Annotated in this window: 22 protein-coding genes; 15 read left to right on the top strand and 7 right to left on the bottom strand. The window is 42.1% G+C overall.

Features of this window, described 5'->3' with window-relative positions; all coding sequences use genetic code 11:
* Nucleotides 1–261: 261 nt before the first annotated feature.
* Together K1F36_RS03555 and K1F36_RS03550 are read right to left on the bottom strand one after the other, a co-directional pair.
* Nucleotides 262–501 carry a CBU_0592 family membrane protein gene (locus tag K1F36_RS03555; RefSeq protein WP_207031075.1) on the bottom strand — a complete coding sequence of 80 codons (240 nt, stop codon included), beginning with the start codon at nt 499–501 and terminating at the stop codon, nt 262–264.
* Nucleotides 498–1,103, bottom strand: coding sequence for a TetR family transcriptional regulator (locus K1F36_RS03550; protein ID WP_207031074.1), 606 nt, complete (start codon nt 1,101–1,103; stop codon nt 498–500). The genes K1F36_RS03555 and K1F36_RS03550 overlap by 4 nt, the downstream gene beginning before the upstream one ends.
* Before the next feature lie 185 nt (nt 1,104–1,288).
* Here K1F36_RS03550 and K1F36_RS03545 point away from each other — a divergent pair, with 185 nt between their 5' ends.
* The 6 genes from K1F36_RS03545 to K1F36_RS03520 all read left to right on the top strand — a co-directional run bounded on the left by K1F36_RS03545 (nt 1,289) and on the right by K1F36_RS03520 (nt 10,479).
* A complete protein-coding gene (locus K1F36_RS03545; RefSeq protein WP_220112571.1) occupies nt 1,289–2,536 on the top strand; it encodes an alkaline phosphatase family protein in 1,248 nt (415 codons plus the stop codon).
* Between the two features lie 36 nt (nt 2,537–2,572).
* The gene (locus K1F36_RS03540) at nt 2,573–5,818 is read left to right on the top strand and encodes a SusC/RagA family TonB-linked outer membrane protein (RefSeq protein WP_207031072.1); all 3,246 of its coding nucleotides are present in this window, start codon (nt 2,573–2,575) and stop codon (nt 5,816–5,818) included.
* 11 nt (nt 5,819–5,829) lie between these two features.
* Nucleotides 5,830–7,635: a RagB/SusD family nutrient uptake outer membrane protein gene (locus tag K1F36_RS03535; protein ID WP_258538924.1), complete on the top strand. Its 1,806-nt coding sequence runs from the start codon at nt 5,830–5,832 to the stop codon at nt 7,633–7,635.
* A 61-nt stretch (nt 7,636–7,696) separates the two neighbouring features.
* Complete coding sequence (locus tag K1F36_RS03530; protein WP_220112570.1) at nt 7,697–8,623, top strand: metallophosphoesterase family protein; 927 nt, start codon at nt 7,697–7,699, stop codon at nt 8,621–8,623.
* Between the two features lie 92 nt (nt 8,624–8,715).
* Nucleotides 8,716–9,561 (top strand): endonuclease/exonuclease/phosphatase family protein, encoded by an 846-nt coding sequence (locus tag K1F36_RS03525; RefSeq protein ID WP_220112569.1) that lies wholly within the window; start codon nt 8,716–8,718, stop codon nt 9,559–9,561.
* A gap of 690 nt (nt 9,562–10,251) precedes the next feature.
* Nucleotides 10,252–10,479, top strand: coding sequence for a hypothetical protein (locus K1F36_RS03520; RefSeq protein WP_207031069.1), 228 nt, complete (start codon nt 10,252–10,254; stop codon nt 10,477–10,479).
* A 485-nt stretch (nt 10,480–10,964) separates the two neighbouring features.
* Here the strand turns inward: K1F36_RS03520 and K1F36_RS03515 are convergent, their stop codons facing one another.
* On the bottom strand, nt 10,965–11,318 hold the full coding sequence (locus K1F36_RS03515; RefSeq protein WP_207031068.1) for a winged helix-turn-helix transcriptional regulator: 354 nt from the start codon (nt 11,316–11,318) through the stop codon (nt 10,965–10,967).
* A 125-nt stretch (nt 11,319–11,443) separates the two neighbouring features.
* On the opposite strand from K1F36_RS03515, the gene K1F36_RS03510 reads away from it, so the two are divergent.
* The 6 genes from K1F36_RS03510 (at nt 11,444) to K1F36_RS03485 (ending at nt 16,033) form a co-directional block, all read left to right on the top strand.
* Entirely contained in the window at nt 11,444–12,235 is a 792-nt protein-coding gene (locus K1F36_RS03510; protein ID WP_220112568.1) for an SDR family oxidoreductase, read from the top strand.
* Between the two features lie 26 nt (nt 12,236–12,261).
* A complete protein-coding gene (locus tag K1F36_RS03505) occupies nt 12,262–12,576 on the top strand; it encodes a nuclear transport factor 2 family protein (RefSeq protein WP_220112567.1) in 315 nt (104 codons plus the stop codon).
* Between the two features lie 84 nt (nt 12,577–12,660).
* Complete coding sequence (locus K1F36_RS03500) at nt 12,661–13,485, top strand: helix-turn-helix domain-containing protein (RefSeq protein ID WP_220112566.1); 825 nt, start codon at nt 12,661–12,663, stop codon at nt 13,483–13,485.
* A 218-nt stretch (nt 13,486–13,703) separates the two neighbouring features.
* Nucleotides 13,704–14,525: an alpha/beta fold hydrolase gene (locus K1F36_RS03495; RefSeq protein ID WP_220112565.1), complete on the top strand. Its 822-nt coding sequence runs from the start codon at nt 13,704–13,706 to the stop codon at nt 14,523–14,525.
* A 101-nt stretch (nt 14,526–14,626) separates the two neighbouring features.
* Nucleotides 14,627–15,532: an alpha/beta fold hydrolase gene (locus K1F36_RS03490; protein ID WP_220112564.1), complete on the top strand. Its 906-nt coding sequence runs from the start codon at nt 14,627–14,629 to the stop codon at nt 15,530–15,532.
* 24 nt (nt 15,533–15,556) lie between these two features.
* A complete protein-coding gene (locus K1F36_RS03485) occupies nt 15,557–16,033 on the top strand; it encodes a Dps family protein (protein ID WP_207031057.1) in 477 nt (158 codons plus the stop codon).
* 368 nt (nt 16,034–16,401) lie between these two features.
* On the opposite strand, the gene K1F36_RS03480 is transcribed toward K1F36_RS03485, so the two are convergent.
* Nucleotides 16,402–16,776 carry a hypothetical protein gene (locus K1F36_RS03480; protein ID WP_207031055.1) on the bottom strand — a complete coding sequence of 125 codons (375 nt, stop codon included), beginning with the start codon at nt 16,774–16,776 and terminating at the stop codon, nt 16,402–16,404.
* 862 nt (nt 16,777–17,638) lie between these two features.
* On the opposite strand from K1F36_RS03480, the gene K1F36_RS03475 reads away from it, so the two are divergent.
* From K1F36_RS03475 to K1F36_RS03465, 3 genes are read left to right on the top strand one after another with little or no spacing between them, the layout of a single operon-like run.
* Nucleotides 17,639–20,668 carry a SusC/RagA family TonB-linked outer membrane protein gene (locus K1F36_RS03475; protein WP_220112563.1) on the top strand — a complete coding sequence of 1,010 codons (3,030 nt, stop codon included), beginning with the start codon at nt 17,639–17,641 and terminating at the stop codon, nt 20,666–20,668.
* A 10-nt stretch (nt 20,669–20,678) separates the two neighbouring features.
* Entirely contained in the window at nt 20,679–22,076 is a 1,398-nt protein-coding gene (locus K1F36_RS03470; RefSeq protein WP_220112562.1) for a RagB/SusD family nutrient uptake outer membrane protein, read from the top strand.
* Nucleotides 22,063–24,363 (top strand): zinc-dependent metalloprotease, encoded by a 2,301-nt coding sequence (locus tag K1F36_RS03465; RefSeq protein WP_220112561.1) that lies wholly within the window; start codon nt 22,063–22,065, stop codon nt 24,361–24,363. Before K1F36_RS03470 ends, K1F36_RS03465 begins: the two co-directional genes overlap by 14 nt.
* A 68-nt stretch (nt 24,364–24,431) precedes the next feature.
* On the opposite strand, the gene K1F36_RS03460 is transcribed toward K1F36_RS03465, so the two are convergent.
* The 3 genes from K1F36_RS03460 to K1F36_RS03450 all read right to left on the bottom strand — a co-directional run bounded on the left by K1F36_RS03460 (nt 24,432) and on the right by K1F36_RS03450 (nt 26,297).
* Entirely contained in the window at nt 24,432–24,683 is a 252-nt protein-coding gene (locus tag K1F36_RS03460; protein WP_258538923.1) for a DUF6520 family protein, read from the bottom strand.
* 64 nt (nt 24,684–24,747) lie between these two features.
* Nucleotides 24,748–25,848 (bottom strand): hypothetical protein, encoded by a 1,101-nt coding sequence (locus tag K1F36_RS03455; protein ID WP_207031045.1) that lies wholly within the window; start codon nt 25,846–25,848, stop codon nt 24,748–24,750.
* Nucleotides 25,845–26,297, bottom strand: a complete 453-nt coding sequence (locus K1F36_RS03450) for a MauE/DoxX family redox-associated membrane protein (protein WP_220112559.1) — start codon at nt 26,295–26,297, stop codon at nt 25,845–25,847. Before K1F36_RS03450 ends, K1F36_RS03455 begins: the two co-directional genes overlap by 4 nt.
* Nucleotides 26,298–26,339: the final 42 nt, after the last annotated feature.

The raw sequence follows: 26,339 nt of genomic DNA, 5'->3' as shown, positions 1-26,339 counted from the left end.
GTAGGTGCTGTAAACGTCGGGCATAGTAGATTACCCTTACTGGATAAAATTGAGTATCCTCCAACATGATATGAAAATTTGACTGTCAAATTACTATAGCCAAATATGGCATGGTTCAATTTTCCGATTTTAGTGGTTTCAACCCTGCGGCCCATCCAGTCTTGAGGTCGTTTGGTCTTACTAAGTAATGACCTTGGTGCTCTTCGATGAGAAACTGAACATTGAACAATGGAGATGGTTCCCAATATCTCCAGATTCAATTTAGTGCTTCATGGATTTGTAAAGTCCGAAACATGCGATTATTCCCCAAGCCAAGTTTATAAATAGCACGGCCCAAGCACCATAAAATGTTGCATTTGCTACAAATAGGGCGCTCCCTGCAATATTGTACCAATGATATACAGGTTGCTTGGCATTCCATTTGCCTTTGATCAGGTTGTAATAAGAAAAAAGAAAACAAAAGGATCCAATCCAGCCCAGTAATTCAAAGAAATGGCTCATGAATCTTCATACTTAAAAAGGCTCAAACAATGATTTACATAGATTTCCTGTTGTTTCCGATGGTTATCATCCCCCGTTGGGAACATGCCCATATAATAGTAGGAACCATCAACCAGGGCGAATATGATCTCCGTTAATTCATCAATGTTGGTATTTTGTATAATACCATTGGTGCAGGCTTGGTCCAATTCGCCCCGCAATACCTCGTGCAACTGTAAAAGATATTGCTTGAAACTATCATTGAACGCCTCGTTCCTATATATTAGGGCGTAACAGCTATAGAATACCCCGTCGTCAAAATACTGGTTCCATTTTCGGGAGAATAGGTTTTGAATCAGATTTTCAAGATCTTCTCGGGTCTTGAGTTCGGATAGGTTTTCTTCCACGAGTACATTCATATGCTGCTGCAGGATATACTCCACCAATCCCAATAACAACTCTTGTTTGGTATTAAAATAATGCATTACCAATCCATTGCTTATCCCCATGGATTCGGCCACTTTGGCAATGGAGGCGTTCTCAAGGCCTATGTCTTTTGCTACCTCATAAAAGGCTTGGATAATTTCCAGTTTTCTTGTAGTTCCCAAGCTTTTTCTTCCCATGTTCTATGAATTGGTAATTGTCTTTGTTGTTTCAAATCAATGCAACAATAATACTCTTTTTTTTGAAAATAGATTAACTGAACAGTCATTCAATCTATTTTACGATTCCATAACAATGACTTAAATATTCTTTAATTGAACAGTCGTTCAATTTATATTCCTTTGGGCTTTGTAAACACAAACAAATGTATTTAAGAAAGCTTACTGTAATACTTGCAATACTGGCCATTGGCATATCCAGAGCGCAAAATGTGCAATCTGATTTGCTGGATAAGAAAGTGGTCTTCATCATTGTTGATGGAATCTCAGCGGATCAACTAAAGACAGCTAACACTCCCTATTTAGATCAAATTGGCAGGGTGGGTGCCTACACGGATGCATATGTCGGTGGGGGAAAGGGGACTTATTCTGAAACCCCGACCATTTCTGCTGTGGGATACAATAGTTTGATCACGGGGACATGGGCCAATAAACACAATGTTTGGGGCAATGGCATCAAGGACCCAAATTATAACTACCCAACCATTTTTAGATTGTATAAAGATCATAATCCAAATGGTACTATTGGTGTATTCTCCTCTTGGCTTGATAATAGAACAAAATTGGTGGGTGAGGGTCTGGACGCTACCGGGCAAATACAGGTGAATCATCATTTTGACGGTTTGGAACATGATACCATCAATTTCCCACATGATATACGGCGCAACTTCATGAAACTCATCGATTATACCGTGGCGGATCATGCTGCACATACCATTCTGCGGGAAGGCCCTGACCTTTCCTGGGCTTATTTGGAATTCTCCGATGATATGGGACATGGTTATGGAGATGGTGAACGTTTTACCGCTGCCGTTGAGTTTGAAGATTACTTGGTAGGGAAAATATGGAAGGCTGTCGAAGAAAGGCAGTCCTTAAAAAATGAGGACTGGTTGTTCATTGTTACGACAGATCATGGAAGAACTGAAGAGAACGGCAAACATCACGGCGGACAATCGGACCGTGAGCGAAGTACTTGGATAGTAACCAATTCGAAGGATACCAATGGTTACTTCAATTCGAAAACTCCCGGAGTGGTGGATATACTTCCAACCATTGTGGACTTTCTAAACATCGAAGTACCACAATCGGTACGCCGTGAGTGGGATGGAGTTTCCCTTATTCAACCCGTGGATGCTTTCGATTTGAGGGCAACCAAAAAGGGTAGCCACCTTGAGGTATCCTGGGAAGCTCTATCGGAGGGCAGTGGAAATCTCTATATGAGTTCCACCAATGCTTTTAAAAATGGAGGGCAGGATGATTATAAGCTCATCGAAACAGTACAGCTCGAAAAGGGAAAATTGAAAATTCCATTGCGCAAACTATCCAAAGGGTTTTGCAAGCTCATATTGGAAACCAAAAACACCACATTGAATACGTGGTATGTAGAAGAATAAAAACCTTTTTAAAACCAATCAAAATTCATAAATGAAATGAAAAACACATTACTATTCGTATTCTTATTGACCGTTTTTACCTCAGGGTTCGCCCAGAAGGAGGTGTCCGGTACGGTCGGAGATGCTTCAGGTGTCCCGTTACCAGGGGTAACCGTTATGGTGCAGGGAACGGCCAACGGTACCACTACCGATTTTGACGGTAACTATTCCATACGTGTGGCCGAAGGTCAAGTACTGGTATTTTCCTATATCGGTTTTACCAAAAAGGAGCTTACGGTTGGAACATCAAACATTATGGATGTAACCTTGGAAGAAGACGTCCAAAGTTTAAATGAGGTTGTTGTCGTAGGTTTTGGCACACAAAAAAAGGTCAACCTTTCCGGAGCTGTCAACAATGTCTCGGTAGCGCAATTATCTACGAGGCCGATAAACAACGTGACCCAAGGGCTACAAGGTATTTCCCCTGGTCTTAATATCGATTTTTCCAGTGGGGCGCCCGGTGCAAACCCAAAGATCAATATTAGGGGATTCACCTCCATCAATGGTGGTGACCCTTTGGTACTCATAGATAATATACCTTCCGATGTTTCATACCTCAATCAACTTGCTCCAGAGGATATCGAAAGTATTTCCGTGCTAAAAGATGCATCCTCTGCTGCCATTTATGGTGCAAGGGCAGCTTTTGGGGTTGTTTTGGTAACCACCAAGAGTGGTTCGGATGGCAAGATGCGAATCAACTATAATACGAATGTTACGGTGGGCACCCCTACCGTGTTGCCCGAGAAAATTTCCGATCCCTACATTTATATGAGGCTTCAGGAAACAGCATCAAAAAATACACCATGGCACAACCAATATTTCACGACAGAACAATTGCAATGGGCCAGGGAACGTAGCGATGATCCTTTCGGTACTGTTGGTGTACGTGAAAGCACTACAAACCCCGGTCTATGGGAGTATATGGGGAATCGTGACTGGACCGATTACTTTTTGTCGAGTTCCACCTATTCCCAAAACCATAGTTTGAGTGCTACGGGGGGAACGGAAAAAATAAATTATTTCATGTCCGGTTCCTACAATAAGGACAATGGTTCCTTGATCTTGGCGGAAGACTATTTCACCAGAACGGGAATGCGTTCCAAATTAAATGCCCAATTGACCGATTGGTTGTCCGTCGGTAACAACACCTCTTACATTACCGGTAAGCGAAAGAATCCATCTTATTTTGATATCGGCACCCTTTTCAATTTTAATAGCTATTCCTTCGCGGAGAATCCGGATGGGAGTTGGGCCAATACACCTGTAGGTCGAATGGCGGCCCAATTACAGGATGGTGGCGATGAAGAATATATAACCCATACCTTCCGTACCAATTTTACGGCCCAAGCATGGTTGGTCAAGGATATTCTTAAGGTGAACGCAGAGTATACTTACGAGCAGGAAAACCAAAATTATGATGCTTTCTACTCCAAGTACCAGATAGGATTTGGTCCTGATGATATCAGGGAAGAAGGCAACAATCAAGTTTGGAAGGATTTTGGTTCGGAGCAGTACAACGTATTGAATATTTATGCCACTTTCAACAACAGTTTTGGAGATGACCACCAATTGACATTGCTTGCAGGTTATAATCAGGAAGAATTCAGGGACGAATACATTTCTTTGAGCCGAACAGGTGTGATCTCATCTTCACTTCCAACATTGAACTTGGCCACAGGCCCCATACTTCTTGATGAATCGGATTCCGCCATTTATAGCTGGGCACTCCGTGGTGCATTTTATAGGGCCAATTACATTTTCAAGGATCGTTACATATTAGAACTTAATGGAAGGTATGATGGGTCCTCCCGTTTTCCAAAGGATAAACGCTTTGGCTTTTTCCCTTCCGTTTCCGGGGCCTGGAATGTATCCCGTGAACCTTTTATGGAAGCTTTGGAACCAACAGTGAGCCTATTGAAGTTCAGGGCTTCCTATGGATCGTTGGGCAATCAGGACGTAGGTGCTTTCGGCTATATTCCTTCGATGAGTGCAGGGCAGGGAAACTATATAGTTGGTGGGGAACTGCCCACACAAGTCGGTGCTCCGGGACTGGTATCGTCCAATTACTCCTGGGAAACAGTGACTACTAAAAACTTTGGTGTGGATATCGGTCTTTTCAACAACAAATTCAATGCAACATTGGACGTTTATCGGAGGGATACCAAGGACATGTTGACTGTTGGAACTGATTTGCCCGGTGTATTGGGAGCCTCGGAACCCAATGAAAATGCAGCGGACCTAAAAACAGAAGGTTGGGAACTTTCCCTTTCCTATAAGGACAGTTTTGGAAACCCCAATAATCCCTTTAATCTGAATGCGAGGCTTGTTCTAAGTGATAGCCGATCTTACATCACCAGTTTTGAAAACCCTAACAACAGCCTTACCCAATACCGTGAAGGGATGGAGCTCGGTGAGATATGGGGGTTAACTTCAGATGGACTATTTCAATCACAGGCAGAAATCGATGCTTTGGACGAGTCGGCCATTATTCCGTGGGGAGCCTTGGAAATTGTTGAGGGTTGGCCTAAATACGTAGACCAGGACGGAAACCAAAAAATTGAGAAGGGTATGACTGCGGATGACCCTAAGGACTTAAGTGTTATAGGCAATATGTTGCCAAGGTATCGTTTCGGTATCAACCTGAACATGGATTGGAATAATTTTGACCTTGGTGTTTTTCTACAAGGTGTAGGAAAGAGAGATTTTTATCCAAAGGATTATATCTATTGGGGTTTTTATCAACAACCGTATGCAGGGGGCTATGCCCATTTGAAGGATTTTTACAGAGGCTCCGATGATCCCGCCGATTTAATGGCGCAACATTCACAGGCCTATATCGATGCAGGGTACGCCAGTGCCAATACCGATGCACGTTTTCCCGTGTTTCAATCATGGTTGGCCGACCGGAATCTGGGGGAGCGGATTGACCAAGCGCAAGGATTGGCCATACCACAGACCGGGTATATGTTGAGTGCTGCCTATCTAAGGCTCAAGAATATTACTTTGGGGTACACCATACCTTCTTCCTATACCAAAAAAATGGGAATTACTTCACTGAGGATATACTTTTCCGGTGATAATCTTTTTGAGTGGTCCGAAGTCTCGGATTACTTTGACCCTGAATCCATCTCCGATGTGGAGAACAGGATTAATCCAGCCCATAGTGCCGGACGTAACGAGACCAGTGGTTATCAATATCCCTATCAACGAAAGTATGCTTTCGGTATTAATGTTACATTTTAAAAATCATTCAAATGAAACTTACAAGAAAATATATGAAAAGGGTTTTAATGGGCGGTTTTGCCGGTTCACTGGTAATTTTGATGTCTGCCTGTAACGATGACTTTCTGGATCGCTTGCCAGAAACCGAAATCGGGGTCGACAACTTCTTCAATACGGAAGAGGACTTATCCATCTATGTAAATGGATTGTATAATTTTCCCGGCCTAGGGATATACTACGATGATGCCACGGATAATGCAGGTACAACAGGTAATCGCGAAATAAAGACCATTATGACCACAGATGCCAACTCCCAGACGATTACTTCGGGTTGGCACTGGGGCGCCTTAAGGAGCATCAACCTATTTTTGGAAAATGCAGAAAAGGCCGATATCGGCGCGGATGTAAAGAATCACTACATAGGTGTCGCCCGTTTTTTCAGGGCACAGTTCTATATGGAAAAAGTAAAGCGATATTCCAACGTGCCATGGTATGACCAAGTACTTGAAACAGACTCTGAAGATTTGTTCAAAACAAGCGACCCTAGAGAGACCGTTGTTGATCATATTTTTGAGGATTATCAATTTGCCATGGAACACGTTAGGGAAAGTGTGCCGACAGGAGCCGTTGATAAATGGACCGTAATGGCATATTATAGCCGTAATGCATTGTACGAAGGGACCTTCAGAAAATATCACAGCGAATTGGGACTGGAGGGAACAGCGAACGATTTCTTGGAACTGGCAGCAAAAGTATCCCAGGATATCGCAGACCAAGGCCCCTTCTCAATCTATAATACAGGAAATCCTGCCCAAGATTACATGACCCTTTTTGGGAGTCAAGATCTAACCGCGAACCCAGAGGTGATTTTCACGAATATTTATGAAGCTGATGTTAAAAACACTGACGACCCCCAGTACTTGTTCGGTAGCTATGAAATGTCAATGAGCAGGGACCTATTGGAGACATATCTTATGGATGACGGCACGTATTTCAGCCAACAGATGGGAATTGAGACCATGGAATTTGTGGAAGAGTTTCAAGATAGAGACCCAAGACTCTCCCAAACTTTTGCTTATCCGGGCTGGGAACTATACTATACAGCTACCTATAGTCCCGGAACCACCAATTATGTGCAGGAACTCAAGAAAAACTTCACAGGCTATCATCAAATCAAAGGTTTTGCCAACGACCCCTCCATAGACGTTCGGCGAGGTATCGATATCCCCGTCTTGCGCTATGCAGAAGTGTTATTGAATTTGGCAGAAGCTAGGGCAGAACTTGGCACTTTGAACCAAGGCGTGCTTGATGCTACGGTAAACCAGATCAGAAGCCGTGCAGGAATGCCCCCATTGAACATGGCCGTTTCATCGGACCCGGTGCAGGCCCAACGTTACCCACAAGTCACAGATCCCGTTTTGTTGGAAATACGAAGAGAGCGCAGGGTGGAATTTGCCATGGAAGGACGAAGACTGGACGATTTGAATCGTTGGAATGCGGGCAAGTTGATGGAAAAGGAGCCCGTGGGCATGTATTTTCCAGGATTGGGCAAGTATGACCTTACGGGGGATGGTGTAGCGGATATTCAGCTTTTAGGAATCGAAGATGCTATTCCCGAACCAAAAGAGCTCAATGAAAATGGTGTTGCACTAATTTATTATAGAACTGGCAGTGTGGGCAGTAATGCGGATGTTTACCTCACAGAGGGAACCAGTGGCAATGTTGTGGGAACACCAGAACGAGGAAAATTCCAAGAACCCAAACATTATTACAGACCTATCCCAGCACCTGAAATGGCACTTAACCCAAATTTGGAGCAAGTGTTCGGTTGGGAATAATTCAGATGTTTAATTTTATATTTAAAAAGGAGGGGTAAAAGCCTCCTTTTGACTTTTAACGATGGAAAAGAAAAAAAATCATAACAAACGGAGGACATTTGTTAAAGGAGCGGTTTTGGCTGGTTGTGGCAGTATGCTTCCGGGTTTGGTAAAGGCGCAAGCAAGTGATGGTGGTCGGCGTCCAAAAAAATTACTCAGAATTGCACACATTACGGATGTTCACCTTAGTTCGGACAACAATGCTCCCGCTCGATTTAATGCATGTATTGACAAAATCAAAGAAAGAAAAATCGATTTTTTCTTGAATGGAGGGGATAGTATTATGGCTGCCGATGGTAAGGACATTGGCCGAGAGCAAGTCAGTGAAATGTGGGATTTATGGAAAACGTCCAGAAATCGCTTTTCCGAATATGAGATGTACAGTTGTTTGGGCAATCACGATATGTGGTGGGCGGCACCTGATAAAGTTGACCCCATGTATGGTAAAGGGTATGCCATGCAACAATTGGGTATGCCATCGACATTTTACAGCTTCGATAAAAAAGATTGGCATTTTATCGTTTTGGATAGTAATGTGGATGGGGGTGGTGCATTGGGCAATAAACAAATGCAGTGGCTTTCGGATGATTTAGCAAAGCTCCCAAAGGGAACACCTGTTTTGATCATGTCACATTATCCCATTTTATCGGCCTCTACCCATACTGTGGGTGGGAACCATAAAGATTCTTTGCAAGTCACAAAGATTCTTTACAAACATCCCGATAAAAGGATACATTGCATCGGGGGGCATGTGCATTTATTCGATACCGTTGTCTATAACAATGTGCATTATTATTGTAATGGTGCAATGAGCGGGTATTGGTGGGGAAATGGAGATGAGGATTCAGCCCAAAAGTATTGGTACCACGAGACTCCACCAGGTTATACCATCATTGAGCTTTTTGAAGATGGCGCCATGGAGAACCACTATCATCCACATCAATTTTAAAAACTTTGATTTTAAAGAGAAAACAGATTCTCCCAGTTGTATGCCTTGTTTTTATTGGTATGCTAGGTTCATGTTTTGCACAAAATGGGAAAATGCAGATAAAGGTTATGGCATGGAACATTCTTCATGGAGGCAATGATATTGAGAATGGATTACAGCATGTCATTGACATTATAAGGGAGGTTGATCCGGATATTGTTTTAATGGTAGAGACCTATGGTTCCGGAAAACAAATCGCGGAGAACCTCGGATACAATTTTCACTTATGTGCTCCTGAGAGTACACCATTGGATGACAAATCAACCAATCTATCCATTTTTTCTAAATATCCCTTGGGAGAGACGTTAACAACACCATATTCGTTCTATTTAGGGGGTGTTGAGGTTTTTATCCGTAATCAAAAAGTAAATGTTTTTGCCAATTGGTTCCATTATGAGCCTTGGGCAGATAGGCCAGAACAGTTGGGTAAGTCTGTTCAGGAATTGCTCAAGTGGGAGAAAACCGGCAAAAAGTATGAGATGGTACAAAATGTATTGCCTTATATCAAAAAGTATGTAGCAGAAACCGACAAAGTTCCTATGATTATTGGAGGTGATTTCAATACACCTTCACATTTGGATTGGGATGAAAACACCAAGGAATTTCACAACGGGTTGGTAGTGCCATGGTATGCTACTAAAATATTGGAAGAATTGGGGTTAAAGGATTCTTATAGGGAAATTCATCCAAATCCGCGGATAAATCCGGGCATAACTTGGGATACCAAGGAGAAAATGGACTCACACAGAATCGACTATATTTTTTATAAAGGCAATATCAGATCTGTGAAATCGGAGACCTATATGTCTTTTATGGGCGAGCCATTGGCTATCAAGGGCAAGCAATTTACATATCCTTCAGACCATGGGTTCATAGTGACCACATTTGTGTTGGAGTAAGTCCGGGATTATGTCTTTTGGCTTTTAGACTGTTAATAAACAGAACATGAAGGTGGCTTATGTATCCTGCTTTTTTATCCAACACCTTCAGAACTACTGTCAAAATTGGAATCAAGGGTTTTATGTTCTATTTCATTCATCCTTTATACCAATATGATTTGATAAGGTATGTCGGGTATTCATTAAAAGCTGTTTGAACCCTGAATTTTAAAGAACATGTAACACCCTTATTACTCATATATTACTAATTTTATGCATATATGAAGAGTACATCAAAAATAGATAGGGATTCTTTTATCAGAGATTGCAACCTGAGTTTAAGAACGCAAAATGTGCTCTATAACAATTCAAAAGCGTTTGGGGTATAAAAGACATTTCCCATAACGAAGAATAACCTTAAAGTTTCAGATATTGGTAAACTGTCGTTACGGGTTATAAGTGGTTTTAGGAATTGTGGAGAAAAAACGCTTTTAGAAATTAAAGAATTGTGCGCCAAAGCAGGAGTTGAATTAAAACAGGAACATACCAATCGGAAATATTTCTGTTGGCAAGACTTTAAATGCACATGACGTTCTTCAACCAATGGCATGAACCATTCACTTTTAAAGATTCTTTAGCGCAAGTGGTTCAAAACCATAAATTCATGGTTCCCAGAGTGTTCCATGGACGAGAATAAGAGATGCTAAAAAAGTGGATGCAAAGCTTGTATCGGAAGATATGCTCAAAGAGGTTTCCATTCAAAAGCTCCGGTTGCGTTTTATGATGGAAATGAAAAAAGCTCAGTACTTTCCATTGATACAGAAACCGCAGCTCGGCCATGGAATCGCTACGCTTACCCATCTATCGAACGAAATGGAAAAGGTCAAAGATAAGGCCCCAAATATAGCCCACTCCCGGCAACTGACCCTGGTTAAATGAATTCGTTTTTCTGGTTACTGGACGATAGGCTGCTATGTTTTGGAAAAGCTTGGGAATCTTGGTAAGAGGAGGAACCCGTCCATCGGAATGGATATCTAATACTGAAACTAAAGGATGGTGATGCTCTTGTAAATGAATAGCCTTTAGTTTGAAAAGGTACCATAGAATCAAGCAGAGGAATGTGTTCTTAGATCTAAGATGCCCTATTAAGTTCCCATTTAAAGGCTTTAATGGCAACTTAGCCCCTGAAAAGACTTGCCATACCAAAAAAGAAACAACCCTACCACCATCCTCACATCTAAAAGAAAAAGATGTATGAGACACACAGGATTGCCATACTTGCTCCTTTTCATCTTGTTGTTCATTATTGGGTGTGATTCCGATGATGGTTCCGAAATGGCATTGACAGCAAACTCTTTTGTGGCCCAAAAGGACGACAATCTATGGGAAGGCATTGTAGCCTTACCCTTTTTAGGTATCTACATTCAAGGATTTTTCAAAATCAAAGATCGAAGTCGTTCTTCGTTTTCATCACCCCATTGACCCAAAACAGAAATAACAGGAATAAGTGTTTTTCCAAAATCGGTCAGCGAATATTCCACTTTTGGAGGAACGACGGGATAGATTTTTTTTGTGACCAATTCGTGGCCTTCCAATTCTTTCAATTGAATATTCAAAACCCTTCGGGAGGCATCGGGGATTTTACGTTGTAGTTGGCTTGGGCGTTGATGGCCTTGATTGATGAACCACAACAAACGGATTTTCCATTTTCCATAAAGTACTTCCCCAATGAGATCGAGACCACAATTCAGGTTCAATGGAATTTTTCTTTCATACATATTTCAAAAATAATTCAATGTCCCAAAATGCACAATAGGGGATAAAATTATCCCTATGCAATTCTATTTTCCGTACTTGTTTATACTGTTTATATACTGGAATTTTGACCTAAAAATAGATATACATGGAACAATTTAATTTCAACAACGAGTTATCAGGAAAAACAGCCTTGGTAACGGGCGGTACAAAAGGAGCCGGGAAAGCCATCGCTGAACGTTTATTATCCGCAGGTGCAAAGGTGATCGTGACCGCACGTAACGCTCCCGAAACTGCAAATAACAACCTTCACTTTATTTCGGCCGACTTAAGCAAACCTGAAGGAACCCAAAAAGTCATAAGTGACGTATTACAGCAATTTGGGAAGTTGGATATTTTGGTCAATAACATGGGTGGTTCCGAAACCAAAGGTGGTGGTTATTCCGTTTTGAGCGATATAGACTGGGAGGAAACTCTTCAAACCAATTTGTTGGCACCCGTACGTTTGGACAGGGGCTTCTTACCTCAAATGATCGAACAAAAAAGTGGTGTCATTATCCATATTGCGTCTATTCAAGCCAAGTTGCCATTGTATGATTCTACTTTGCCCTATGCAGCCGCAAAAGCCGCTTTAGTCAATTACAGCAAAAGTTTGTCAAACGAAGTTTCGCCAAAAGGAGTAAGGGTCTTAACGGTCTCACCAGGTTGGATCATGACTTCTTCTTCTGAAAAAATGATGGAACGCATTGCAGAAAGTTCAAACATTACAATAGAAGAAGCTAAACAGAGCGTAATGGATGCATTGGGCGGAATACCCATTGGCAGACCTGCACAACCTAAAGAAATTGCTGAATTGGTCGGATTTTTAGTTTCGCCCAGGGCCAACTATTTGACAGGAACAGAATTTATTATCGATGGCGGAACCATTCCGACCATTTAAATTCAAGAATCATTAAAATAAACAAAATGAACTTACCAAAAGTAATATCAGATTTAGTTAAAGCGCAAGATAACTTTGACAGCACAAGGTATGCCAATTGTTTTACCGAAACAGCTGTAGTCTTTGACGAAGGGAGGACATACAACGGGAAAAGGGAAATAAAGAATTGGATTGAAAAAGCCAACAAAGAATATCAAGTGAGAATGAATCCGCTTGGATATTCGGAAGGCGAAAAAACTTTGAAGGCCGAAATTTCAGGTAGCTTTCCTGGTAGTCCGGTTATATTGACCTATCAATATGAATTCAAAAACGACTTAATCCAATCCCTTAAGATTGTCTAATAAAATAAAATTCATTACCTATTAATTATTTTGAAAGTAAATTAGGACTAACACATATAATTGGGTTCTAACAAAAGTTGAAAGATGCTAAAAGAATTTTCATTTAAACAATTTGGCAATTTAGAATTTAGCAAGTCGGCTTTACAAGAAAGGTCTCTTACTTCAATAGAGGACCATATCAAAATTTTATTCATTCCCAAGAGAGCAATCATCCAAGTGGATTTTCAGGAATTTAAGTTGGATACGGATACGCTATTATTTATCAATCCAAAAGTGGTATTAAAGCCATGCGAAACTGTGGCCGGACAATTAATACATTTTAATAGGGATTTTTACTGTATTCAAATTCACGACCAGGAAGTGGCCTGTGATGGCATTCTGTACAACAATGTTTTTGAAATACCTTTCATAGCGCTTAATGAAGATCAATCCCAAGATGTTCAAAAAATAATCCACGACATCCAATCGGAAATGGAAGATGAGGATGGCAGTACAGAAGAAATGCTTCGTACGCTATTAAAATTTCTGATATTAAAGTCGATACGAATTTGGAAGCAGCAGCATCAGTTGGCAGATATCAGTCAAGATGCTAATGTTCAATTTTTGAGAAACTTCAGCAAGTTGGTTGAGCAACATTATAAAACGCATCACCGAGTTGCCGATTATGCCGAATTGCTATTTGTGACGCCCAAAAACCTAAGTAAGAAAATAGGACTAATAAGTAAAAGTTCACCAAACGAGATCATTAAGAATCGAATTATTCTTGAAAGCAAACGACTTTTAGTTCATACCACAATGACGGTCAAAGAAATAGCTTACAGCCTCAATTATGAAGACGATGCCTATTTTAATCGCTTCTTCACAAAACACACTGGTTTATCCCCAGTTTCCTTTAGAAGTCAATTCTAATAGTGATCACATGGGAAATGGCAAAAAGCACGGGTTTGTTCTTGTGCCTTTTTTATCGAAAAACACCTCCTGAACAAATTTTATTGGTTGAAATACACCCATTATTTAAAGAAAGGGGAAAAAGTGCAATTCAAGAAGGAATAAGTCCAATGTTTACTTTTTTCATTAGCCGCAACTTTGCTGTATCAAAATAATAGTAATCAATAAATCTAAAAATCATGAGCAAGTTTACAGTTAAAGACGGAACAGAAATTTATTTCAAAGATTTGGGAACAGGACAGCCTATTTTCTTTCACCATGGATGGCCATTATCATCCGATGATTGGGATGCCCAAATGATGTTTTTTCTAGAAAAAGGCTATAGGGTAATAGCACATGACAGACGTGGTCACGGGCGTTCAACCCAGACATTCACGGGAAATGACATGAATACGTATGCCGCCGATGTAGCGGAACTAGTAGAGTTCCTAGACCTAAAGAACGCCATTCATATAGGTCATTCAACAGGTGGTGGTGAAGCCATTAGATATGCCGCACAACATGGTAAGGGCCGAGTTGCAAAAGTTGTCCTGATCAGTGCCATTACCCCTTATATGATTGCTGATGAAAACAATCCAAACGGTGTGCCATTGGCTGTTTTTGATGACATTCGTTACAACACACAACACAACAGGGCCCAATTTTACCAAGACATCACCATCCCTTTCTTTGGATATAACCGTGAAGGTGTGGAAATTAAAAAAGGAGTTCAGGATAATTGGTTTAGACAGGGAATGATGGGTGGTATCAAAGCCCAGTACGATTGTATCGAAGTATTTTCTGAAACGGATTTTACGGAAGATTTAAAAAGTGTCAGGGTTCCTGTCCTAGTATTGCATGGCGATGATGACCAAATTGTGCCATACGAAACAACTGCGGTAAAGGCTGCTGAATTGCTGCAAAATGGAAAATTGATCATCTACCCAGGTTTCTCCCACGGTATGCCAACCACGGAAGCGGCCACGATCAACAAAGACATTCTTGAATTCATAAATGCTTAAAAAGAACAGGCATCCAAAGCGAAAAGTGCCGACTGAATGCTTGGCCTTTTCGCTTCAAATTGTGCCATCACTCAAATAATAACATTCAAAATAACACTAAAATGAAAAAATCAATTATAGCATTCGTAATGGTAGTCTCTCTTTTCACCAACAGCCTTATGGCACAAAGCAAAAGAACAGCAGCTTCCGCAGGTAGGGCGGAATACATCGAGGTAGAAAAAGGAGTGAGACTTCACGTAACCGATCTAGGGGAAGGACAACCTATCGTTTTGATCCATGGATGGCCACTAAGTGATGCCATGTACGAGTACCAATACCAATATTTAAGCCGTAAAGGGTTCCGGGTAATCGGTATTACTTTGAGAGGTTTTGGAAAATCGGACAAGCCTTATGGGCGATACGACTTTGATGTATTCTCGGATGACATTAAAGTGGTGCTTGACAAACTAAAAATTGAAAATGCAACATTGGGCGGATTTTCAATGGGAGGAGCAGTGGTGCTGCATTACGTAACTAAATATGATGCTGCGCACGTGGGTAAACTTGCCCTTTTTGGTGCTGCCGCACCTTCATGGAAGCAAAGAGAGGGATCACCATACGGTATTTCAGAGGAGGATGCGAACGGATTGATAACACAAACCATGACAGCAAGGGAGGATTTGATTGCTGGACTTGGCAGTGCGTTTGTGGCCAAAGAGGGCAATATATCCAAAAATGTGGAAAAATGGTTGGAGAACATCAACTTGGAAGCTTCCCCATATGCGGTCACGGAATCGATCAGTGCTTTAAAAGACCTTGATTTGAGACCTGAGCTTTCAAAGATCAACATTCCCACAGCCATATTCCAAGGCACCCAGGACAAACTATGCCCATTTGAGTTTGCCGTGGAACTCAATAAAGGCATCAAAGACTCTTATTTGGTTGAGTTCGAGAACAGCGGTCATGCCCTGTTCGTGGAAGAGGCGGAGAAGTTCAACCAAGAGCTGGAAAAATTCGCTCTTAAATAAAAAATAACCTCAACAAATATAAAAATGGACAATAGAAATAATATCGGACTAGATAAAAACAAGGCAAAGTACTTAGCTGAAAAATTGAATGAACTTTTGGCAAACTATTCAATTTTCTATCAAAATGCTCGTGGCCATCATTGGAACATAAAAGGTGAGAAATTCTTTGAACTACATTTAAAATTCGAAGAATTATACAATGGCCTACTTTTGAAAATGGATGAAGTTGCAGAACGAATTTTAACTTTAGGACACTCGCCAAAGCATAATTATGCAGATTATCGGGTAACTTCTAAAATCAAGGAAAGTGTACAAGTTAGTGATGGAATGACAGCAGTCGAAGACATTTTAGCTTCTTTACAAACAATAATTGTACTTCAGCGAGAATTACTTAAATTATCCTCGGATGCTGATGATGAAGGAACAAATGCACTAATGAGTGATTATATTAGGGAACAAGAAAAATTAGTTTGGATGTATTCTTCATTTCTGAACAAATAAACCGGAAAGATTCCTAAAAACAGATATAATTATTATTTTTAAAATTAGATAAGCACATAAAAAATGTGTTCAAAAGTTGTTTTTTGCTTTCCGTGTTCTTATCGGGAATACCCTTAAGATTAAGGTGTTAAATCATTGATTTATAAATATATAAAAATTGGATGTGGTTTCTGCCACCCCAAAGGGGCGACGCTAGATTCGAAGAGATTCGATGTCAGGATTCGTTCTTTAAGGGTGATGTCCATTTTTTCCTATGCTTTCACAATATTTAGTGTTATATATAAGATCTTTTTAAAAATCTTACCTGAAATGTTAAAAAGGGAATTGTGTATCAATAAGGCAGGCCGCAATTCAAAAGGCTCCTTCTGCTATCCAGCAGTTTCCCCTTCTTTTGGTAGAAGTTTGGAGATATCCCTTTTGGTATGGTTTTTTATTGCTTCACGGACCGCAACCTTCACTACTGTCTCATATTCAGTACTTGTAATATCAGCGGTATTTAGTATATCTTCCAATGTTAACTTCCTAGGATCGTGATATCGATTAATCATTGTTTCATAGCTTATGCCCAACGCAAAAGGCATTCCGGTAGCATAAGCACCGGAAACCTCTTTCATCGATTGCACATCCCCGGTCGCAAAGCGAGACTTAAGATTTCTAAGAGATTCTAGCAGAGTATATGGATTTACTCTTTTCTCGAACTTGGCTGAGTTTTTTTCTTCTGATTTATCTGTTTTTTTAGCCATAATAGCATGATTGATTTCTTAAAATTCAATCTAAGATCACTCTATGCTGTTGACAATCAATCAAATATCACATATAATGTGATATAAATCAGAATATCTATAATATTTATAAGAAAAAATAAAATATTATTACTAATATTGTATGTGAAAATCTATTTATAATTGATATATAACAAACTATATCTTGAATAGATTCGAAAATCAGGTATTAACAAAAGAGTCTCGACTGCGAATTCCGACAATTTGTAAATCAGAGCGAGACGGTAGGTTAATGCCCAAGGTGATATTTTGTGTACATTCGTACCGCTATAGCACCGAGGGCCCTATCGTAATTCCGTTTCTGATAGGCGTCGGAACCTTGCGGTGCGGTTGATAGGGCCCTGCTATAGTTTTAGGGCTCTATATACTAAAAGAGACTCGTTTTCAATTAATCGATATGAAAACGAGTTTTTTATTTTGCACAACCATCATCCATGGCATTGGCTTCTTTTCTGATGGGCCTTCGGTTGCTGAACGGTTATACCCAATCAAACCAAAGAGTCCCATTTAATCCTTAAGGCTATATATGGGATGCACGCTACACTTTTTTCCGGTTCAAACTATCTTTTTGTCCCATATTGAACAGATACACTTTTTGGGCAACGGGCCCTATCACGAAACCATACTTTTTTAGTTAAGGAACCCTAGTTCCGGGTACGATTACTGCTTGGACAGGGTGGCCTATGCCAGAACCTTGATGCCTTTTTGGGAGTTACGTCTTTGCCGTGACTTTTGGGGCTGTGTACATGATGACCTATGGATAGTCCATTGTCCTTTGGTATTGTAATGACAACTGACATTTTAATCAAACGAACTCAACAAAATGAAACAATTAGCAATATGTATGCGAAGGGTCTCCCTACTCATGCTCCTTTATATCTTTTTAATGCCCTTTTGTGCCTTATATATGCAGGCGGGCACAGTCTTGGAACCGCCACAGGCCACCGTTTTCGGTACCGTCACCGATACTTCGGGGATTCCCCTGGCCGGGGTGAACCTTGTGGTGGAATCCAAGAATATTGGGGCCATTTCCAATTTGGACGGGTCCTTTACCATTAATGCAGGCCCTGATGATGTGCTGATTTTTTCCATAGTCGGTTTCGAGACCCTTACCGTTCCCATATCGGGTAGGGAAGAAATTCTTGTTGCCTTGGAGGAGGAAGTGACCCAGTTGGGTGAAGTAGTCCTCAATGCGGGCTATTACACGGTCTCCGAACGGGAACGAACCGGGAGCATCATCAAGGTGCAATCCGTCGAGCTTGAAAAACAGCCCATTTCCAACCCATTGGCAGGACTTCAAGGAAGGGCTGCCGGAGTTGAAATTGTCCAGACCTCTGGGGTCACGGGATCGAAATTCGATATTCGGATAAGAGGAAGGAACAGTATCCGTTCCGATGGCAATGAACCCCTTTATATCGTTGATGGGGTTCCCTTTTCCTCATCAAGCTTAGGGGAACAACAGTCTTCCTCCAGCGTTATTACCGGAGGGGCCATCAGTCCATTGAACAACCTGAACCCTTCCGATATTGAAAGCATCGAGATATTAAAGGATGCCGATGCCACTGCTATATATGGTTCCCGGGGCGCCAATGGTGTGGTGCTGATAACCACTAAAAAGGGAAAGGCAGGCAAAACCGTCTTTGAACTCAATATATTGACAGGAATGGGAAGGGTTTCCAATACCTTGGACCTGTTGCACACACCAGACTATCTGGCCATGCGTAGGGAGGCCTATGCCAATGATGGTATCGAACCGCTGCCCTCCAACGTCTATGATATCAATGGCACTTGGGATGAAAACAGGTATACCGATTGGCAAAAAGTATTGTTCGGTCAAACCTCTTATCTGACCAATGTACAAGGTTCTGTGTCGGGGGGAAGTGAGCGGACACGGTTTTTGGTCAGTGGAAACTATCATAGACAAAGCAATGTCTACTATGGGGGCTATGCCAACGACAAGGTTTCCGTTTTGGCCAATCTCAACCATACCTCAAAAAATGATAGGCTCTCCCTTCAACTCTCCACGGGATATACCTCCAACACGAACAATCTCCCGGCAACAGGGCTGGTCTTAACGGCAACCGGCCTTGCCCCCAATGCCCCTGAACTGGTCAATGAGGACGGGTCGCTCAATTGGGCGGATTCAACTTGGAGCAATCCCCTACGTCATTTGGAAGGATTCTATGAGTCCAATTCGACCAACCTTATCAGTAATATGAACCTTAAGTATAGCCTTTTTGATGATTTGATCTTGACCACCAATCTGGGCTATACGGAAAGCCATGTCAAGGAGTTGAAGACGATTCCTTCCACCATATATGATCCGGCATATGGGGTAGGTCCGGAATATTCCAGTGCCATTCACAATGTATCCCAACGCACTTCCTGGATCGTGGAGCCCCAATTGCATTTTAGCCATGACTTTGGAAATACCCGATTGGAAGTATTGGCAGGGCTGACCTTTCAAGAGCAAACGGATAATCGCTTGTCGCAGAATGGACAAGGCTTTACCAGTAACAGCCTGATAGAAAACCTGGCCGCCGCCTCAACTATCATCCCGTTACAGGATGTGGAAGAGGTCTACAGATACAACGCATTGTTCGGCAGGGTAAACATCAACCATCAGGGAAAGTATATCTTGAACGCTACGGGCAGAAGGGACGGCTCCAGTCGATTTGGGTCGAACAAAAGATTTGCAAATTTTGGTGCACTGGGAGCGGCATGGGTATTCTCCGAGGAAGGGTTTATATCCGAAACATTGCCCCAGTTGAGCCTTGGAAAGATAAGGGCAAGTTATGGGACTTCAGGGAACGACCAAATCGGGAACTATCAATATTTGGACACCTACTCCTATGGTAGTACACAGTATCAGAATATGGTGGGACTGTATCCGAAACGACTGTTCAATCCCGATTTTGGGTGGGAGTCCAACAGGAAGTTTGAAATTGGTTTAGATCTTGGTTTCTACAATGACCGCATTGTTTTCGGCGGCAACTATTATAAGAACCGTTCTTCCAATCAATTGGTGGGAATCCCCTTGCCCGGAACCACTGGTTTTGGGTCCATACAAGGGAACTTGGATGCCACCGTGGAAAATACGGGCTGGGAATTGCTGCTCAACACAGTGAACCTTGATAGCAAAAATCTACGCTGGTCCACTTCACTGAACATTACAATTCCCAAGAACAAGTTGGTGTCCTTTCCCGATTTGGAAGGTTCGACCTATGCGAATCAATTGGTGATCGGTGAACCGTTGAACATTGTAAAGTTGTATCAGTTCAATGGTGTCGACCCTGAGACAGGACTCTATCAGTTTGAGGACTTCAATGGGGATGGTATAATTTCATCCCCTGATGACAGGCAAGTGGTCAAGGACCTTGGACCAAAATTTTTTGGTGGATTTGCCAATCAAGTTTCCTATAAAAAATTCCATTTGGACATACTGCTGCAGTTTACCCAAAAGGAGGGATACAATTACCGGTATTCAACCGGTATACCCGGAGGAATGACCAATCAACCCACTGAGGTATTGGAACGTTGGCAAACGGTCGGAGATCAATCTTTTATACAACGATTTTCCTCCGGACGGGATTCGGAGGCCAGGACGGCACATTCGCTGTATTCCAATAGTGATGCCTCGGTATCGGATGCCTCCTATATACGTTTGAAGACCCTATCCATTTCTTATGAATTGGCCAATAGGGATAAGCATGGGTTTGGCTGTGAACTTTTTCTAAGGGGACAGAACCTTTGGACATGGACTAAGTATAAGGGGTTGGATCCTGAGACACAGTCCATGTCAAGCCCTCCCGTCTTACGAATGATCAGTCTAGGAACCCAATTAAAATTTTAAAAATAACACCATGAAATCAGTTATAGGAACAATTCAATTTATGAGAAAAATACCTTTGTGGTCTTTTTGCATTTTGATTATGATAATCACTTCCTGCGAGGATTTTACCGAAGTCGATCCTCCCAACAATCAATTGACGGGCTTAGTGGTTTTTGAAGATGCTTCCACTGTGAATGCTGCCTTTGCACATATATACAGTGAATTGCGAAATTCTGCCTTTACCAGTGGAACGACCTCAGGGTTGACCTATTTATTAGGGCACTATACGGACGAGCTTAATCTATACAACCCCAGTTTCCAATCCATCGAAGTCTATGAAGAAAATAATGTGCTTCCCACGGATGGCTATGTACAGGGCTTTTGGAATTCAGGATACACCCTGATCCATGCATCAAATAGTATTTTGGAAGGAGTCAGTGCCTCTACGGCCCTTTCATTGGAGGATAAGCAACGCTTTTTGGGCGAGGCTCATTTTCTAAGGGCCTTCATCCACTTTTACTTGACCAATCTGTTCGGGGACATCCCCTATGTGGAAAGTACGGACTATAGGGTGAACAGTACCATGGGCCGTATGGAAGCTGCTATGGTTTATCAAAAGATCATTGATGATTTGATACAGGCCAAATCGAACATGCCCATGGATTCCGGGACCAAATTCCGTCCGAACCATTGGGTTGCATCAGCACTTTTGGCCAGGGTCTACCTTTATCAAGGCAATTGGGCTGGGGCGTTGGAGGAAGCACAAAGGGTTGTCGAAAATGGAGGGTATCAATTGAGTGCGGATGTAGCACAAGTGTTTTTAATCGATAGTGAGGAAACGTTGTGGCAATTGGATTCAGGGATTGATGGGGTCAATACAGAGGAGGCCTTTACCTTTATTTTTACCGATGGACCACCACCCTATTCCGCCCTGAGCAATCAGTTGGTGGACAGTTTTGAGGCGGGGGATGCACGCTCGACAAATTGGGTCGGTTCTGTTTCGGATGGTACCGAGATATGGTACTACCCCTATAAGTACAAAGTAAATACCAATACGGCCACCACGGAGGAGTGCTCCATTCTTTTTCGTTTGGCAGAACTCCATTTGATTGCAGCCGAGGCCGCCGTACAATCAGGGGATATGGAATTGGCCATGGAATATATCAATATGCTACGGGAAAGGGCAGGTCTCTCCATGATCTCATCGACGGATCGAGCCAGCTTATTGGATGCCATTCAGAGGGAACGACAGGTGGAGCTCTTTACGGAACAGGGCCATCGTTTTTTCGACTTAAAGCGAACAGGAAGAATAGATGGGACACTTGCCCCAATAAAGCCCAATTGGCAGCATACGGATGCACTATTGCCCATACCGGAATCAGAATTATTGCTCAACCCCAACCTAGAGCCCCAGAATGAAGGATATTGATAGAAATACAAACGGATTGTTGTTTAACAAGGTAAAACAGGTACTTGTAATATATAACAGGAATGTTTTGTTTTCTGTGATTGTTTGGCTAGTGGTCTGTCCCATCATGGGGCAGACCGATTCCAAACTAAGGGGACATTTAGAAGGAGAGCGACTTATAATGACCTTGGACGAAAACACACTGGGAAAACCGATGCTATTAGTCAAGCATGGGGCATCGGACCAATACCAGGTCAGATGGTCCAAGAAAGCTGACTACCTAGTATTGGAGGCTCCTCCAGTATATTCCCTTGCCGGGGTGCTGATTCCACAAGGAGCGAATGGAACAACCCCAATTTTGGGACGGTTTCCGATAGAATCCAGTATACGCCAAAAGGGCTACGTACAAGTGGATTTGACCGATTTTGTCCTTCTGGCCTCGATTTCGTGGCAGGGCAACGGTCAAGAATCAGTGGATAGACAACAATCCTATGTTGATGGAGTGTATAATTTGGACAAGGAAGTGGTCATCAGTACAAAAAGAACAATACTAAAAAATGGTAAGCGCATCAGCACAGTGGCGGATTTCAGTTTTTATTTGTTGCCCGAGCCCATGAAGCCCAGATTGTTTGACCATCGTATGGGCTTTTATGGTGAATACATAACGGATGTCCTGAACCATAATCCAAAGCCTGCAGTAGCGAGTATCATGCGTTGGCGTTTGGAAAAGAAAGACAAAACCCAAAAGTTGAGTGAGCCTGAAAGACCCATTGTCTTCTATTTGGATAGGGCCATCCCCGAAAAATGGAAACCCTATATACGTGCTGGGATATTGGAATGGGAGCCGGCCTTTGAAGCCGCTGGTTTCAAGAATGCTTTGGTTATTAAGGAGCTAGGTTCAAAGGATACCCTCATTCCTGATAATGCTATGGCTCGATCGATGATACGATGGAATATGGATGAAGGCGTACGAAAGGAGCGGCGATCCAGCTCCACCGTACACCAAATCACGGATTTTCGGACAGGAGAGATTCTCAAAGCCGACATTATTCTGGCAGGCACTTTAGCCTATTTGGTAGATCAGTATTTCATCCGTTGTGCGCCTTTGGACCCCAGGGCCCGACAATACCTGGTACCAGATAGCCTTAAGGGGGAACTATTACAATATATCACCGCTCATGAAGCCGGTCATGCCTTTGGTATCAAGGATGCCAATTTTGGAGAGTACGCCTATCCTATTGAAAAAACAAGGGATAGGGATTGGCTCAAGACCATGGGACATACCCCGAGTATTATGGGTTATGCACGCCACAATTATGTGGTCCAGCCCGAGGATGGAATCCCCCCTTCATTGCTTATCCAAAAAGTAGGTCCCATGGATCAATACCACATTCAATGGGGATACCGGGAAATTCAAAATGTTCGGCGGTCGAGCGATGAACTTCCCATACTGGAACACTTGGTACGGCAACAGGACAGTGTACCCTGGTACCGATACAATCTCAATCAATATGAAAGGGTCGGACCAGGAACCCTAAATAATGTGATGGACAATGACAATCCTATTGAAAGTACGCGTTTGGGCCTTAAGAATATGGAACGAGTGATGAAAATACTGGATGAAATGTACCACAGTGGAAAAACGGATAGGTCAGTTCTGGAAAGAAGGTATACAGCGACATTGGAACTATGGTATGGGGAGATGCAACATGTTTTGAGCTTGGTTGGCGGTTATTCGATTCAGTACAGGTCCCTTGGACAACAAGGGAGAGTGTACAACCCCATTGATAGGGAGGACCAAGAGCAAGCATTGTCTTTTTTTATAGAACATGTGATTAACCCACCACATTGGTTGACACATCCCAATTTCCTTATTGGTAATCGGTTTTCCACTCATCCAGATGAATTGATGGATTACCAACAAAAGCTTGTACTGAAACTGTTCGGACCGCACCGAATGAAACGATTGGAGTGGATGGAGGAAGCCCTGGGTTTTAGGGATTTGACCGAACAGGTTTTAATGGGTTTTCAAACAACGCTTTTCCAAACAAAAGGTATCAACGACCGTCGACGTCAAGCGCTACAAAAAGGATTTATTGCCCTATTGGTCAAGGTAATTGGGGAAGGGATGGGCCACTCGGACAAACTGGGCAACTTTGGATATTCTGAACGGGTCAAGGGACTTTTTATGAAAGCCTATACCACATTGAAAACTGATTTGGAACTTTCCCTGGAGCGTAATTCATTTTCCCGCAATGCAGGTCATTTAAGACATTGTCTCCTGATTATGGAGCAAGCGTTCCCCTAGATTTTTGAATTAGTCAAAGAAAAGGAGCCATTATCGGCTCCTTTTCCCATTCTAATTATGAAAACCAACTATTGCCTGTACAGTGGTGTGTCACAAACAGTACCATTTTTGGCGAATATATATTCACCGGTTTCATAGGTACATTCCTGTGTGCCTTGTAGGGTACAGCTTTCTTCAACTTCCTGGCACGGGGCCGGGCTATTGATGTAATTTTGGACAAAAGATTCATCTACTGTATCGTTTGTCGTAAAGGCGCTGGCTGCGACAGCAAGTACTACAGCCAACCCTGGAATCAGAAATTTTGTTTTACTAAACTTCATAATGATAACATTTAAATTAATACTATGATCTACTCTCTTTTACGGGTTTTCGATCGCATTCCCGTTACTGGCCAGTAATATTTTCTTGTTCCCCATAGGGAGTGTGGTCCACAAACCCTTCCCTAAAATTGTAGACAGAGAGTGCATTGTCAATCAAGGCCACTAGACGGCCATCATTTACACTGAACCCATGGACCTTTTCCTTTCCCATATGATAGAGGTAGAAGCTATATCTATAGGTAGCATCACTCCAGTTATAAACATCGATGATGGAAGCGACCTTTAGAATTTCCCGATTCTCATTTTTACCGAGTCTATCCGATGCTATGAACATAAAGTTTTTGTACATGGTCGCCTTGGTATTGACCACGAGGGGTGGCGATTTCATTTTGGACGTTTTGGATCGATCGAGTTGGGCAATCTCAATTCGGGCTTTTTTGACGGTGTCAATCGTCTGTTGTCGTTTCAAGGTTTTTAACCGGGAATCCATGGTCATGAACTGGTTACGATAGAAGTAAACATATCCCAATCTGGTTTTATCAGGGGTCGTTAGCATGATGCCATCGACATCGAAAACTCCATCAATCTGTCTTTGTAGAATCTCAGGATGCAGCTCAACAGAGAAATGATCCCTTTTTTCAAGGAGGCCCAATGTGACCGTTCTTGTATCGTTTTGCATGGTTTTTATGTAAATCCTGTTACTGTCGAGAACCAAGGATTTCGTAAAATATGCTTCGTTACGCATCCAGGGCCCAGCCACCCAGTTGTTGGTCGAACCGCGGAATATATAAGGAATCGAACCGTCCAACACAAAGAAAAAAGGCGGTTGTACTTGAACATGGACGTTTTTAAAAGGAAGGTCCGTATTCGACAATTTTAATTTAACATGTGCCGTATCCCTTGTGGCCAGATTGATTTTCAAGAGGTGGAGAGGGGCTGTGGAATTACCAAGGTATACCATATCTTTCCCAAGACCTGCGACATAATAGGAATTGAACCCTAGGTCTATGTCATATTCCTTGATGACAGGATGTGGAGGGAATCTTCGAATGAAAGCATTGTTGCGGTGCACCTGTTCTTCTGAAGAAAGGAACAGGATTACCATAAGGCCGATGCTCATTACAATGGTTCCCAGTAGTTTTATGTAAACATTGTTCAACATCATATTGAGATTGGTTTACGGGTTGAATAGTTTGTCAATTGTAGGATGGCAATAATGGAAAGCACCCAAAAGAACAGATTAAATACAATGTGCTCCGTCCATCCTAAATCTTCCAGAACTCCCCCACAGGAGCAAGGGATGTAGTCACTGAAGTTCAGCACCAATATGATATAGGTTGTGAACATGGTCATCAGGCCCAATGTCATAAAAAGAGCCTTATATCGGGCGGATTTCATTGATAATAGTATGGCCAGCATATATTCAGCAAGTGGAACAAGCCATGCCACCCAATTTGCGTATGCTGTCAATATTGGAGATTGCCCCAATTGTACCCTGAACTGTTCAAAGTCCATCAGTTTGCTTGTGGCCGCATAGACAAAAAGCAAAACATATAGGAAGCATATCAGCTCTACGATGACCCCCTTAGCTTTTATGTTTTTTACACTGTACATTGTAACTATCTGATTTACAATGTAAAATTAAGGAGTGTGATG

The organism is Flagellimonas abyssi (genome assembly GCF_019457905.1).
Taxonomy (GTDB): Bacteria; Bacteroidota; Bacteroidia; order Flavobacteriales; family Flavobacteriaceae; genus Flagellimonas; species Flagellimonas abyssi.
This window is presented reverse-complemented; position numbering and strand designations above follow the sequence as displayed.